At 73.9% G+C, this 13838-nt stretch carries 12 protein-coding genes; 3 read left to right on the forward strand and 9 right to left on the reverse strand.

The window, feature by feature from the left end; genetic code table 11:
* Positions 1 to 171: 171 nt before the first annotated feature.
* The 4 genes from G446_RS20215 to G446_RS0113595 form a co-directional block, all read right to left on the reverse strand.
* Entirely contained in the window at positions 172 to 525 is a 354-nt protein-coding gene (locus tag G446_RS20215) for a hypothetical protein (protein WP_156916696.1), read from the reverse strand.
* Between the two features lie 17 nt (positions 526 to 542).
* Positions 543 to 1304 (reverse strand): hypothetical protein, encoded by a 762-nt coding sequence (locus G446_RS0113590; RefSeq protein WP_026410535.1) that lies wholly within the window; start codon positions 1302 to 1304, stop codon positions 543 to 545.
* Positions 1305 to 1563: 259 nt separating this feature from the next.
* Positions 1564 to 1929 carry a DUF7668 domain-containing protein gene (locus G446_RS20220; protein WP_156916697.1) on the reverse strand — a complete coding sequence of 122 codons (366 nt, stop codon included), beginning with the start codon at positions 1927 to 1929 and terminating at the stop codon, positions 1564 to 1566.
* Complete coding sequence (locus G446_RS0113595; protein ID WP_026410536.1) at positions 1926 to 7823, reverse strand: DUF6531 domain-containing protein; 5898 nt, start codon at positions 7821 to 7823, stop codon at positions 1926 to 1928. The genes G446_RS20220 and G446_RS0113595 overlap by 4 nt, the downstream gene beginning before the upstream one ends.
* Here G446_RS0113595 and G446_RS20225 point away from each other — a divergent pair.
* On the forward strand, positions 7792 to 7977 hold the full coding sequence (locus tag G446_RS20225) for a hypothetical protein (RefSeq protein WP_156916698.1): 186 nt from the start codon (positions 7792 to 7794) through the stop codon (positions 7975 to 7977). The two genes, G446_RS0113595 and G446_RS20225, sit on opposite strands and share 32 nt — an antisense overlap.
* A gap of 183 nt (positions 7978 to 8160) precedes the next feature.
* Here the strand turns inward: G446_RS20225 and G446_RS0113600 are convergent, their stop codons facing one another.
* Positions 8161 to 8451 (reverse strand): DUF6881 domain-containing protein, encoded by a 291-nt coding sequence (locus G446_RS0113600; RefSeq protein WP_026410537.1) that lies wholly within the window; start codon positions 8449 to 8451, stop codon positions 8161 to 8163.
* 230 nt (positions 8452 to 8681) lie between these two features.
* Between G446_RS0113600 and G446_RS18135 the strand changes: the two genes are divergently transcribed.
* Positions 8682 to 8993, forward strand: coding sequence for a hypothetical protein (locus G446_RS18135; protein WP_034470826.1), 312 nt, complete (start codon positions 8682 to 8684; stop codon positions 8991 to 8993).
* 73 nt (positions 8994 to 9066) lie between these two features.
* Entirely contained in the window at positions 9067 to 9810 is a 744-nt protein-coding gene (locus tag G446_RS0113610; protein WP_026410538.1) for an Imm8 family immunity protein, read from the forward strand.
* A gap of 551 nt (positions 9811 to 10361) precedes the next feature.
* Here G446_RS0113610 and dtd read toward each other — a convergent pair.
* From dtd to G446_RS18145, 4 genes are read right to left on the reverse strand one after another with little or no spacing between them, the layout of a single operon-like run.
* Positions 10362 to 10817 (reverse strand): D-aminoacyl-tRNA deacylase, encoded by a 456-nt coding sequence (gene dtd / locus G446_RS0113620; RefSeq protein WP_026410539.1) that lies wholly within the window; start codon positions 10815 to 10817, stop codon positions 10362 to 10364.
* Positions 10817 to 11248, reverse strand: coding sequence for a DUF2516 family protein (locus G446_RS0113625; protein ID WP_026410540.1), 432 nt, complete (start codon positions 11246 to 11248; stop codon positions 10817 to 10819). Before G446_RS0113625 ends, dtd begins: the two co-directional genes overlap by 1 nt.
* Positions 11249 to 11257: 9 nt before the next feature.
* Entirely contained in the window at positions 11258 to 12739 is a 1482-nt protein-coding gene (gene ygfZ, locus G446_RS0113630) for a CAF17-like 4Fe-4S cluster assembly/insertion protein YgfZ (RefSeq protein ID WP_026410541.1), read from the reverse strand.
* Positions 12739 to 13674: a heme-binding beta-barrel domain-containing protein gene (locus tag G446_RS18145; RefSeq protein ID WP_051286025.1), complete on the reverse strand. Its 936-nt coding sequence runs from the start codon at positions 13672 to 13674 to the stop codon at positions 12739 to 12741. The genes ygfZ and G446_RS18145 overlap by 1 nt, the downstream gene beginning before the upstream one ends.
* Between the last annotated feature and the right edge of the window lie 164 nt (positions 13675 to 13838).

Raw genomic sequence — 13838 nt, forward strand, 5'->3', positions numbered from 1 at the left:
GGGCGGCGTTCCCGCGAGCCCGTCCGGCCGTCGGGGTGCTCGTCATGGTCGCCGTCCAACCGGCGCCCGCCCCCGGCAGAGGGGCCACTGGCGGCGCCGATTGTCCAAATCTGTTGCAAAGACCCCGATCGCGTCGGAGCGCGCGAGAAGAAACGTTGATATTCCGCGCTTTCATCCGCGGCCGATCCGGTCACGGGGCGCCTTTGCAACAGATTTGGACACGCCCCCGCCCCGAGTCGTCCCAGGAGCCTCACCCGCACCACCCCGCGCCCGTCCGCCCGAACCATCATGACGATCCGGGCCCACGGACCGTCGCTCCCGGTGAGGAATGCTCGGAGAGTCCCCCTCCACGTCCTCGATGGTGATCCACCTGTCGGCGAAGACGCTAAGACCGATACCGCCATCATCCTCAATGTCAACATTGACATGTTCCTCGTCGGCATTGGCGAGATCGGCCAGCAGGGCCGGGATCTCCCCGGGGCTGTTATCGGTCATATCGCCGAGCACCCACCTGAACGACAGCATGACGCTCCCCCCTCTTCTCAGCCGCGCATTGGCACCTCGAATCCGCCGCCGTTTCCGGAATCACCCGGACTCGGCCCGCCCTGCTTCCTCTGCTCCTCCTGGATGGTCTTCCAGGGCGCGGGCCACGCGTCCATCACCCGGATGTACTGATCGCCGGTGAGGAACGAGTGCCTCGCCGTCGGCAGATCCGCGACCGCGACAACGTCGCCGAACACCATCTGAACGCCAGTCGTCGGGAAATCCTCGGGGAATGCGGGGCAGCGGATGTCCCCCGTAAGAATCCGGTGCAGGAACTCCGTGATGCTCACCCCGTACTCGTACCAGTCCTCGAATCTCGAGCCGATGACGAGCACGAAGCCGTCCTCGCCCTCGGCCGGCACCACCCACAGGCACAGGTCGCCGTTATCGGTCGACCCCCACACCGCCACCGACGCCGCGGCATGGAGCATATCCGACAGGGGCGCCACCGGATCGAACGCCCCGGCGCCGGCGCCGGCGCCGAGCATGCCCCTCAGGGGCTCCACCGTCGGATTGGGCTCCAGCATCCGCGCCAGAACCGACCAGAACGAGGCCGTCCGCTCCCGGACGTTCGCGCGCCCGTCGCTGCGCTCGGGGGCCATGACGTGCAGGAACATGTCGAAGGTCCCCACCCCGTACACCGACAGGAAGTGCAGATAGTCCTCCGGCAGGACCACCGACTCCGGCAGGCCCCCGCTGGCCGGCTCAGGATCCTCCGGGGGCGGCACCAGCCCGACCAGGTCCCCGGTCATGTCCCTCATCGCGAAAGCCTCACTTCCGATTGATAACACTGACGTCCAGCGTATGCCCGGCACTGCTCTCCGCGGACAGCGCCACATCCACGGACATAGGGTTACTCCCCTCGCAGATCGGAGTAGACGAGTAGAGCACATCATTCCCAGCGTCCGCCCAGCCCCACGCCGTTCTCTCATATCCACTCATTCACGGGAGCGTTAACCGGACTCCGCTACGGAGAGCCTTTCTAAGTCCAGGGGTCGAGTAGATTCAAAATTAGCGCCGCTATGGCACCAGTATGTTCGTGACATCAAGATCCCAGGTGCCATCCCCCGCAGTTTTAGCGAAGAGTTGCACCTCCAGGTCCGAACGCCCCTCCTCCTTGGTCCACAAGGGGCAATCAATCCAGAATCCACTCCCGTCCCTCAATTCTCCATAATACTCTCCATATTCAATGCAGTCGGCGAACTTCGGTGGTGGCACAATAAAAGTTGCCGGATAATCCTCAAGGGTCCGGTCGGCATTGAGCCATGAGATGTTGCCGCCCGGAAGGGTATCGGTGTCGTTGCGAGTGTCTTTTCTTACGATAGAGATCAGAAGATTTCGCAACTCCACCACGATTTCCTCCGGAAGGGTCTTGCGTCCTGTCATTGTTTCGCCCTGTTTCCTGGTATTCTGGTGGGCGTGCTGTCGGTAACCTTCAAAACACCCTTGAAGTAATTGTCTGCACGTTCGATGGCCGATGTGACATCTTGATCGCTGAGTCCCGCCGCGCGGAGCCCCCTCTCGGCGATCTCGCGTTCCGCCGCGTAGGTGCCCCCACCGGCGGCTCGCTGGACGAGAGTGGCCTCATAATGTTCTGTTCCAGGCACGTTTGATGGGCCTTTAAGTTGAATAGCTGGCGCCCCTGAACGCGAGTATCCGGGCAGATCGCGAACCGCCGCATCCTGGATAATATGGTGCGCATCCGACAATTTCTGATCTTTCAGATCACGATAGGTCGGTCCATAGGTGTTGTGTACGAGTGCCCTGGTGCCGGTGGTGGTGGTGATGTAGTAGTTGGTCAGGCCGTGGATGGTGAGGTTGTGGACGGTGGCGGTGCGGCCGGTGGGGGCGGACTCCACCACCGTGGCGCCGTCGGCGCCGTCGGTGTTGGCGTGCGGGTCGTCCTCGGCGCGGCCGGTGGCGCCGTCGGCGGGGTCGGTGGTGTGCGGGTTTTCGGTGGTGCTGGGCGGGGCGCCCGGTCCGGCGGTGGTGCGCAGGCGGTCGCCGGGGACCAGGTCCTCCGCCTTGGTCCAGCCGGCCCCCTGGACCCAGAAGCGGTGGGTGGGGGTGGTGGTGACGGTCCCGCCGTCGTCGGTGGACACCCTCCAGGTGACGGCGTCCTCGTGCACCGGGGTGTCCAGGACCTCGCGGGCCTCATCGGCCCCCGTGTGGGGGTTGTGGGCCAGGACCCGGTCGCCGACCTGCACCTGGGCGATGGGCCTGGTGGACCCGTCGGCCATGACCACGGGGGTGTCGGCGGTGAAGCACGCCCACCCGGTCAGTCCCTGCATGTGGTTGGTGATCTTGGCCGTGGCGCCGCCGGTCAGACCGCCGCCGGCGGCCCCGCCGCCCACGGACGAGGCCAGGCCGCCCACGGTGTGGGGGCCGGGCCCGGCCAGGTAGCTCAGCCCGTCGGACACCCCGCCCTCCACCGCGCTGGAGGCGGCGCCGGTGAGGATGTTGCGGCCGGCCTGGCACAGGCCGGTGCGCGACAGGGCCGACCCGACGGCGGACTCCACGCCGCCGCCGATGGGCGCGGTCGCCCCGCCGATGGCGATGTCGGCGGCCAGGGACTTGGGGTCGATCCTGCCGGTGGTGATGTACTGGGTGCCGGCGGAGAAGACGCCGGAGGTGGCCGCGCCGATGAGGATGGTGGCGCCCAGGCCGCTGCCCACCCCGGTGATGCACAGTCCCACGCCCACGGCCACGACGGCCGCCGCCGCGATGTACTGCCAGTTGTCCTTGACCCACGAGCTGGCCGCGTTCCAGGCCTGGGAGATCGCCCCGGAGTGGGCCTGGTTGTAGGCGGCCAGCTGGGCGTCGCTGACCGGCGCCAGGCCCGTGGGGTCGGAGAAGCCCACGGGGTCGTTGCCCGCGTAGGAGTAGGGGTTGGACGCCCAGGCGGCCTCCGGGGGCGCCAGCAGCGGGTCCACCGACAGGAACGAGCCCGTGGCCGGGTCGTAGACGCGCGCGCCCATGACCTCCAGCCCGCCGAAGGCCACCGTCGCCCGCGGCGTGATGGAGATCCCCTCACCCACGTCCAGCAGCGACGCCGGGGTCGCCCACGGGTCGTCCTGGGTCTTGACCCACGTCGGGGCCACGCGCGGCCCCCCGGGCCCGCCAGCGTCGGCGGCGCCGGCGGCGTCCGCCCGCGCCCCGCCGGCCCGGGCCGGGGAGGCGGCGCTCACCCCCGCGACCGCGTCGATCGCGGCGCCGCCCGCGCTGACGGGCACCGCCAACCCGTCGGCGCGGTCCCACACCAGGTCGGTGGAGTCGATGGCGGCCAGCTCGCCGTCGGCGCCCCACGCCAGGTCCCACTGGCGGCCCACCTCGAGACGATCCCCGCGCTGAACCAGGGTGGTCACCCCCACCAGGCGGTCGTCGTCGTCCCACACCAGGCGCCGCCGCCCGCCCGGGCCCCTCTCGCCGGTGCGCCTGCCCAGCTCGTCGTAGGAGAAGGCCACCGCCCCGTCGGGGCCGGCCGCGCCGGTCAACTGCCCGGCGGCGTCGTAGGTGAACGACGTCGTGGCGTCCGCCTCGCTGCGCCGCGTCATGCGCCCCAGCGCGTCCCACGAGTAGGACCTGCGCCCGTCGGGGCCGGTCGCGCCGGTCAGCTGCCCGGCGGCGTCGTAGGTGAACGACGTCGTGGCCCCGTCCACCGTGCGCGAGACGATCCGCCCGTCGGCGTCGCGGGCGAAGTCCACCACGCTCCGCCGGCCCGAGCGGTGGGTGACCTGCCGGACCAGGAAGCCGTTCTCCCACTGCCAGGCGATGTGCACCCCGTCGCCGACGGCGCACACGGCGCGCCCCAGCAGGTCGCGCTCGACGCTCACGCGCCCCACCCCGTCGCGGGTGAAGGCGCACACCCGCCCCTCGCGGTCGTACTCGTAGGCGGTGGCCTCGCCGTCGGGGCGCACCATGCGCACCACGCGGCCGTCCGCGTCGTAGTCGTAGGTGGTGTGCAGGGAGCCCTGACGCGCCCGGGTCATCTCCCCGCGCCAGTTCCACCACCACTGCCAGGACTGCGCCGACCCGTCCGGGTCGTGCTCGTCGCCCCCGACGTAGTCGGTGACCTCCAGGTTGGCCCGGGCCTCGTCGAGGGCGTAGGCGCGCCGCAGCCGCCCGTCGAGCCGCTCGGCGGTCAGCCGGCCCGAGCGGTCGTAGGACAGCGTCCGCTCCCTCCCGGCGGCGTCCAGCGTGCGAATCGGGCGCCCGGCCCCGTCGTAGGAGTAGCGCGTGGTGCGCCCCAGCGGGTCCGTCAGCGACGACACCCGCCCCATCCGGTCGAAGGTCCGCGCGGTCACCCCGCCCGCCGGGTCGATCGTGCGCACCGGCCGCCCGCACTCGTCGTAGACGAAACGGGTGACCCCGCCCAGCGCGTTGGTGACCGCCACGATCTGCCCGGCGGCGTCGTAGGCGTACCTGCGCAGCCCGTAGTAGGGGTCGCGCACCCGCACCACGCGCCCGCACCGGTCGTAGCCCAGGGTCGTGGTCCCCGCCCCGGGCTCGACCCGGCGCACCGGCCGCCCGCACCGGTCGTGCTCGGTGACCACCACCTCGCCGGTCGGCCAGGTCTCGGTGGCGATATTGCCGTCGGCGTCGTAGCCGATCTCGTAGCGGGCCCCGCCGGTGGACACCGACGCGCACCAGCGCCCGGCCCCGTCGTACTCGTAGGTGTAGGACGCCCCCGACGCCATGGTCACCCGCACCACGCGCCCGGCGGCGTCGCGCTCGAAGAGGGTCGTCCCGCCGTCGGGGTCCGCCGACTCGATCACCCGCCCGCACCGGTCGTAGCGGTAGGTCATCTCCGCCCCGTCCGGGCCGGCCTGCGCGATGAGCCTGCCCAGCGGGTCGTGCTCGCTCCTCCAGGTCGCCGCGCCGTCGGTGAGCGACTCGCCGAACCCGGCCGTGCCGATCCTCGCCTCGCGGCGCACCCCGGTGGGGTCGACCCCGGCGGTCACGTGCCCGACGGCGTCGTGCTCCAGCGACCACGTGGCCCCCGAGGCGTCGGCGACCCGGGTCAGGCGGGACAGGGCGTCATGAACGAACTCCCAGCTGCTGCCGTCGGGCAGGCGCAGGGCCGCCAGGTTGCCCAGGTCGTCGAACTCCTTGGTCAGGCGCCGCCCCAGGGCGTCGATGCTGCCCGCATCCCGCCCGGCCTCGTCGCGCACCACCTCGACCCGGTTCCCCAGCGGGTCGACGGCGGCCAGCAGGCGGCCCGCCGCCGAGTACTCGTACCCCCACACCGCCCCGTCCGGGTCGATGCGGCCCGTGCACGCCCCGCGCGAGTCGTAGACGTAGCGGGTCACCCGCCCCGCCGGGGAGATCGACGCCGTCACCCGCCCGGCCCCGTCGCGCTCCAGGCGGGCCCGCTCGCCCGCCCCGTTGGTCACCGCCACCACGTCGCCGAAGGCGTCGTAGTCCAGCGCGGTGCACCGCCCCGTGGGGTCCGTCACGCGCGTGAGCAGGCCGTCCTCCCACACCGCGGCCGTGACCCCGCCCTCCGGGTCGACGATCCGGCTCGGGTGGCGGTCGGCGCCCTCGTAGGCGAAACGGGTGACGCACTCGGGCCCGTCGCCGGGGGTCGCGCGCACCTCCACGACGCGGTCCGACTCGTCCCACACCACCGACGAGCGCACGCCCGCCCCCGTCAGCTCCTCGACCAGGCGGCCGCGCCCGTCGAAGACGCGCACGGTGCGCGCCCCGTCGCGGTCGGCGGCCATGACCTGGTTGCCCCACCGGTCCCAGGCGGCCGACTGCCGGTTGCCCGCGGCGTCGACCACGCCGATCAGGCGGCCGCGCGAGTCGTAGATCCACGTATTGGCGCGCCCCCCGTCGGCGTCGGCGACCTGCGTGACCAGGCCCGGCAGGTAGGAGTAGCGGGTCACCCGCCCGTCGGCCGAGCGCTGGGTGAGCACCCGCCCGGCCTCGTCGTAGACGTTGTCCGCCTCCACCACGCCGTCGGCGTCCACGACCCGGCCCAGGCGCCCCGAGTCCTCGTCCCACTCGTAGCTCCGCCCGCCCGAGTCGCCGCCCGCCGCGCCCACCAGCCGGCCGGCGCCGTCGTAGGAGTAGACCACCTCGCGCCCGTCCGAGGCCCGCGCCGCCACCACGCGGCCGGTCTCCTCGTCCCAGGTCAGACACACGCTCCGGCCGCGCTCGTGATCCACGCGCACCACCCGCCCGCCGCTCCTGACGTAGGACACGGCCGTGCCCGCGCCGCGCGAACCGGACACCGGGGCGCCCGCGGCGGTGAACACCCACCGGCCCCCGTCGTTGTCGCCGACCACCAGCCGCCCGCCGGCGGGGTCCCCGGCCCCGGCGCCCTCGGCGGTCAGCCACAGGTTCGCGCCCACGGCCCGCCCCCAGCCGTCCCCCAGGCGCGGGAAGGTCACGTGCGCGCCGTCGTCGCGCACCCACACCGCCGCCTCATCGCCCAGCTCCAGGCGCGCGTCGAGCGCGCTGGACCACCCCGGCCCGAACGCGCCCGCCTCCTCCGAGGAGGAGTTGTACACGCGGATCAGCGCCAGGGCCCCGCACCCCCCGGCGAACGCCAGATCGATCTCCGGCTCCATGAAATTGCCGGTCAGCGTATTGACCGGGTCGTCGGCGTACCCGGTCGTGACCTGACCGCCCTGGACGCTGGCCGGCTCGATCGTGATCTGCGTGCGCGACACGCTCACCCCCGCCGCCTCCAGACACGCCTGGAGCGCGGCGTCGGAGACCGTGGAGATGCCGTCCTCGCCGCCCACGGCCTCGAAGGCCGCCGCCACCGTATTGGCCCACGTCACATCATTGCCGTTATTGGTCAGGTACGTGTCATAGGCGGTGAACACGCCCGAGGCGCTCACCCCGCCCCACTTGCACGAGGCCGTGAAGGTCTCGTACTTGCCCCGCAGGGACGCCGGCTGTCCGCTCAGCGCGTCGTTGAGCGTCTGCGAGGTGGAGGCGAAGGACCGCAGATCCGCGGGCGCCGCCGAGCTCGTGCCCGCCGTCGAGCCCGTCTCCGACCCCGGCGCGGGCGTCTCCCGCTTGCCCGTCACCGGCTGGGGCACGCTCACCGGCAGCGGTTTGGCCTCCGGACCGATCGGCACGGGATCCTCGCCGAAGATCGCGTCCCACGTCTTCTCCGCCCAGTTGCGGTTGTCGTGATCCCGCTTCCACTTCCGCCCCGTCTCGCGGCGCGCCTGCTCCTTGCGGGCCTCCTCCGTCAGCGCGTCGACCTTCGTCGCCACATCCCGCAGCGCCGTGACCAGATTCGTCGCATCCGCCGCCTGCACGCTCGCATTGTCGGAGAACAACCGCGAAAAACGCCCCTTGAAATGCGTCTTCGCCGTCGACACCGCCGACGAGCGCGACCCCGCCTGGCCCTCGATCAGCGACGCGCTCGCACGGCACGCCGCCGACAGCGCATTCGCATCACCGGCGCTGTAGGCCACATCCTCATCAATGCCGACCAGCGGGCCGACCTGATCCGAACCCAGGGGCACAGTCAACTCCATTCGGCAGGGACACCATCGGACGCCGCCCACCGTAGCACCCCGCCCCGCCCGCACCCAGCGCCCCGCGCGGTGAGCGCCCCCACCCCGGAGGCCGGAAACGGGCCCGGCGGCGCGCTCAGGGCCGCGGGCGCGCCCGGGAGGCCTCCCGCCACAGCGCCTCGAACAGGCGCGGCCCGATCGCGACCCCGTTGAACTCCGGACTCCGATTGATGACGTCCAGGTCCGGCGACGGGAGCTCTGCAAGGGCGGAGCCGCCGGATTCGCCCCGGCCCGAGGCCAGGCCGACCGAACCGCCGGGGAACACCTCGATCTTGCGCACCTCCCACCCGTCGTCGGTCAGCTCCTGGATGATGGCGACGGGCTCGGAGTCGAATTCGTGCAGCCACTCGACGAACTGGTATCTCATCCCGCCCCCCCCGGTTACCGCAGGGCGTCCCGCACGAGGCTGCCCGGCGCCCGCGGGGCCGCCGGGGCGTCGTCGCCCGCCGGCGGGGGCGGGCCCGCAGGGGCGAGCCGCCGGGGGCGAGCCGTCAGCGGGCGCAGCATCGCCGAGAACGCTACCACGAGCCCGCGGAAGGGCCCGCCGGAGGGCAACCGCCCTTACACTCGTGATGAGGCGGAAGCGAAGGAGCGGACATGCCCCTGTCCCGGTGGGCTCAGCGGTCGGCCCGCGTCGTCGCACTCGGCGCGGCGGCGCTCGGACTCGGCCCGCGGACCCGTCCGCCCGCGCCCGTCCCACTCGCCGCCGCCCCGGCCGCGGGCGAGGGCGCCGACGCCGCCGCCCTCGCCCTGCGCGCCACCGCCGCCGCCGCCGCTGACCTCATCAACGTCACCACCGCCGTCACCGCCACCACCGACGTCGTCGGGCGCCTCACCGCCGAGGGCGCCCGGCCCGCCGACCCCGGGCGGGGGGCCGCGGACCCCTCGCCCGCGGCCCCCCGCCCGTAGCCGGGCGACGGGTCCGCGCACCACCGCCCCCATCCGCCGGCCGAGTCCCGGCACAACAGAAGATCGAGGAATCATGAGAGCACACGTACGGACCTGGTCCGTCAACGACTTCTTCCGGGAGGACTACGCCCCCGACGACCCCATGGACGACGAGGCCGCCATCAGGCTCATGGTCGGGCCCGTCGGACGGCTCGGGGAGGAGCCCGTCACCGTGACGGTCAGCACCCCGACCCGCCTGGGCCGCACCCTGACCTCATGGGGGTGCCCGGTCTTCGGGCGCCACCGGGTGATCGTCGAGCCCATGAGCGTGGGACCGGTCATCCGCTACCTCACCGCCCGCGTCGAGGCGCTCCGGGCGGACACGTGGGATGAGCTGGGCGCCGGCCTGTCGCGCATCGGCCGCTGGGAGCTGGAGGACTACCAGGACAAGTCCGGGCCCGACGACGTGCACTCCCCGTGGCGGCGGGCGGAGCTGCGCTCGTGGGCGGTGATCCGCGCCCACCCCGAGGCGGGCCCGGTGGCCCCGGCCGAGGGGCAGCGGCTGTGGCTGCGCCTGCGGATCGGCCCGGCCGGCGAGTCCGACTCCGAGCCACTGCCCTTCGACGTGTGCGTGTGCGAGCCGGCCTGGCTGTCCCGCCAGATCCGCGAGCACGGCCCCCTCGTCGACGGCGCCGACCACCTGTTCGTGCGCGACCTGAACCTGCAGGACGTCACCGCCTTCCTGTCCCACTACATCGCCGGCAAGGTGGGGCACTGGTCGCGCGTGACCGAGCGCCTGGCGCGGGTCTTCGAGCCCGCGACGGCGCCGACGGCATAGGCGAGGCTGCCGCCGAACGCGACATCGCCGTCATCCGGGCCCTCCTACTTACACCATGGGGCTGACCATGCGCGTCGAGCACCGTCCCGGAGCTCTGACCCCGCGGCTGTGGGCGCCGGACCAGCTGCTCGGAGCCTGCGGCGCCATGCGCGCGGGAAGACCCGCCTACTGGAACCTCCTGGCACGCACGGGCAACCTTCACATCACCCACGTCGATAACCCGGAAGGGACTGTCGACGGCCCGTCCGCTCCGCCGCGGGCGCGGGCGAGCCGGTGGCGGGCGGCACACCGGCTCAAAAAGGTGGCCGGCGCACACTTTTAGGGGCGCCCGGCGGACCCGGCCGTCCAAAGAACGGCGTCATTCCGCCATTCTTCAACTGGGTGGTCCGGGGACGGGGCGCTAAAGATATGCACCAGCCACCTTTTCGCACCGCCGACTGTGCCCGGGTCGTGCCGGCGGGGCCGCCGGGGCCGCCGATCGCGCCCGGATGCGCTCGCCGACGTTCCGCACCTCGCCGGCACTCGCGCCGACGCCCTGGGGCGCTCGCGCCTCAGGCCTCCACCAGGATGGTGACGGGCCCGTCGGCCTCCATGTCGATGAGCATGTGGGCGCCGAAGCGCCCCGTCGCCACCTCGATCCCGCGCCGGCGCAGGGCCCGGGCGACGGCGTCGACGAGCGGGGCGGCCACCGGCCCCGGCGCCGCGGCGTTCCAGGAGGGGCGGCGGCCCTTGCGCACGTCGGCGTAGAGGGTGAACTGGGAGACGACGAGCACGGGCGCCCCCAGGTCGCTCGCACTCGCCTCGCGCCCCGGCGCGCCGCCGTCGTCGCCCGGGCCGTCGAAGATCCGCAGCTCGGCGATCTTGCGGGCGATCGTGGCGACCTGCTCGGGGCCGTCGTCGTGCGTGGCGCCCACGAGCGCGAGCAGCCCGGGCCGGGTGATCTCGCCGACGGTCTCGCCGTCGACCCTCACCGCCGCGCGGTTCACCCGCTGCAGGACGGCGCGCATCAGCGGCGCCGGCCCGAAGGCCCCCGCCCGCGCCCGTCGCGGCCGGGTCGGCGGATCTGGGAGCGCACCCGCACCGGCCTGTAGTAGTCGAGGGCGGGGCGCACGTCCGCGAGGTAGACGGCGTTGGCCACGACGGCCAGGAGCATGAGCATGGAGAAGCCGCCGGAGGCGCTCACGCCCGTCGCCAGCAGGCTCCTCATCGTCTGGATGAGCGGGATGAGGCCGATGAGGAACACCGCGAGCCCCAGGGCGTTGAGGCCCAGCCAGAAGCTCTTGCTGCGCTTGTCGGCGGCGGCGAAGTGCTCGGCGGGCCGGCTCAGCACGTCCAGGAAGGCCCAGACGGCCAGGACTCCGGCGATGACCTGGGACAGGAACCAGGCCCAGCCGGCGGCGGAGACGAAGAACCAGGCGGTCTGTGCGAGAGCGTTCACGGCGCCAGCCTATCGGCCGCCGTCGCGCCGGCGGAGCAGCGACGTGCGCAGGCCGGCGCCCGGGCGCTCGGCGGGGCTCGCCTGGGCCCTGCCCTCGGGGGCCACGAGCGGCTCCTGGGCGGCGGCCACGCGTCCGACGACGACCCGCGCCCCCGGCGCCGGGCCGCTGGCCGCGTCAACCGCATCCGGTCCGCCGGTCCCGTCCGCGGCGCCGGTCCTGTCCGCGGCGCCGGTCCTGTCCGCGGCGCCGGTCCCACCCGCGGCGCCGGTCCTGTCCGCGGCGCCGGTCCCACCCGGGCCGTCGGCCGCCTCGGACACATCGACGCTCAGCGCGGCCTCGACCGGGACGCCCCGGCGCAGCAGGGCCAGGGCGATCGGGCCGAGCTCGTGGTGGCGGGCCGCGGAGGTGACGGCGCCCACCGCCCGCTCGCCCAGGCGGACGACGTCGCCCGGCGCGGGCAGCCCGCCGGCCAGGCCGTCGAGCTGGAGCAGGGTGAGGCGGCGCGGCGGCCGGCCCAGGTTGAGGGTGCGGGCGACGGTCTCCTGGCCGGGGTAGCAGCCCTTGGTCAGGTGCACGGCGGTGCGCAGCCAGTCGAGCTCGTGCGGGATGGCGCGCTCGTCGACCTCGCGGGCCCGGCGCGGGCGCCCGGCCTCGATGCGCAGCGCCTCCCACGCCATCGCCCCGGCCAGGGCGTCGTGCTCCGCGACGGCGGTGAGCGCCCCGCCGGACTCCGCGGCGGGCCCGCCGGCGGCATTCTCGTTCAGGGACCCGTCGGCCGCATCCTCCGCGTTCTCATCCGCGGGCCCGCCGGCCGGGGACTCTTCGTTCGCGAGTCCCCCGGCGGCGAAGGTCCGGACCACCTCCACGACCCTGGTCGCGGGGACGAGCACGAACCCGGCCGCATAGGCGCGCCCGGGGTGCGGGGAGTCGAGGCCGACGTCGTAGCTGGTGCCGCCCTCCACGACGCCGGGCCACGGATCCGTCCAGGCCCCGGCGAGGGCGCCGGCGCCGTCGGCCGCCCGGCGCAGCCGCTCCCGGCCCGCCCCCAGGGCCCCGAGGGCGACGAGGTCCTCGCGCGCACCGACCTCGACGCGCAGCATGAAGCGCATGCGGTCCAGGAGGGCCGCGAGCGCGGGCCCGTCCCCGGCCTCGGTGACCAGGAGGAGGGTCCGGCCGTCGTCGAGGGCGGCCAGGGCGTGGGCGATGCGCCCCTGGGCGTCGAGCAGCAGGGCCTCGGCGCCGCCGTCGCCCGGGGTCAGGCCGGTCAGCCGCTGGCTGGACAGGGTGGTGAGCCAGGTGAGGCGGTCCGCACCGGTGACGGCGACGACGTCGCGGGCCAGGGCGCTGACGGCCAGGCCGTCGGCCAGGAGCCGCTGCTCACGCAGGGGGTCGCCGTAATGGGCGGGGACGAGGGCGTCGGGGTCAGCGTCGGCGAGGCCGGGGCCGGCGGCGAGGGCGCCGGGGGCGTCCAGGAGCGGGCTGGGGCGCATCAGGACTGCGCCTTGCGGTCGGTCTCGGCGCCGGCGGCTCGGGCGTCGGAGGCGCTCGGAGCGGAGGCGCCGGCGGCGGCGGGACTGGTGGGGTCAGCCGCTTCGGCGCCAGCGGGGGCGCCCGGAGCAGCGGCGGGTGCGACGGTGTCGTCGGCCCCGGCGTCGGTATCGGCACCGGCGGGAGCACTGGCAGCGGGGACGGCGGAGGCTTCGGCAGCGGCGGTGCCCGCGGGGACGGCGATGCCGGCGGCGTCCGGGCCCTGAACGCGGCCCAGGCGCCCGGAGGCGTAGGTCTTCAGTTCGGTCTCGCCGAAGGCCGCCATGTCCTGGGTCCACATGAGGTCGCCGCCGACCAGCCCGAACATGCGGTTCATCTGGGTGAGCGGGACGGCGGTGCGGGTGCGGCCCACCGCCTGGGTGCCGAGCTGGGCGCGCGGCCCCCGGATCCACCCCTCCCACACGGCGACGTGCCCGGCGGGGTCGGCCGAGACGAGTTCGAGGCGGGTGAGGGGCGCGGTGCGCGGGCGCGCGCCGCCGGAGCCGGGCCCATCCGTACCCGCGCCGTCGGGCCGGTCCGCGCTCGCGGCGCCGGGCCCGCCCGGGCTCCCGCCTTCGCCGTCGGGCTCGTCCTGGCCGACGGGGCGCCAGTAGGCGGTCTCGGTGGACCAGATCCGGGCGGGGGCGATGCGCGCGAATCCCTCCAGGCCGGGCGTGTCGAAGCCGAGGTCGGAGGAGCGGGTGGCGTCCAGGGTCCAGATCGTGGTCGTCTGGCGCAGGTAGGGGCCGCCGTCGTGATCGAAGGTCATCTCCTGGGCGACGGCCTGCTCGGGGACGGTCTGCCCGTAGGTGAGGATGCCGTAGCCGCGCCAGGTGCCCACCAGCCAGGCCAGCGGGTAGAGCTCGGGGGCGAGGTCGTCGGGGATGGAGAAGGTCATGCCCGCAGGGTACGCGGTCGCAAGGGCGCGGCCCCTGCCCCCCGCGGGTGGGAGCGCCGCCTCGCCCCGCGCTGCTTCGAGACGAGCGTCGCGCACCGCCCCCCGCGGGCGGGAGCGCCGCGGGAATTGCCGCCACGCCAAGGGACGCACCCGAGCGCCTGACG

It is taken from the genome of Actinomyces dentalis DSM 19115, from assembly GCF_000429225.1.
GTDB classification, from domain to species: Bacteria; Actinomycetota; Actinomycetes; order Actinomycetales; family Actinomycetaceae; genus Actinomyces; species Actinomyces dentalis.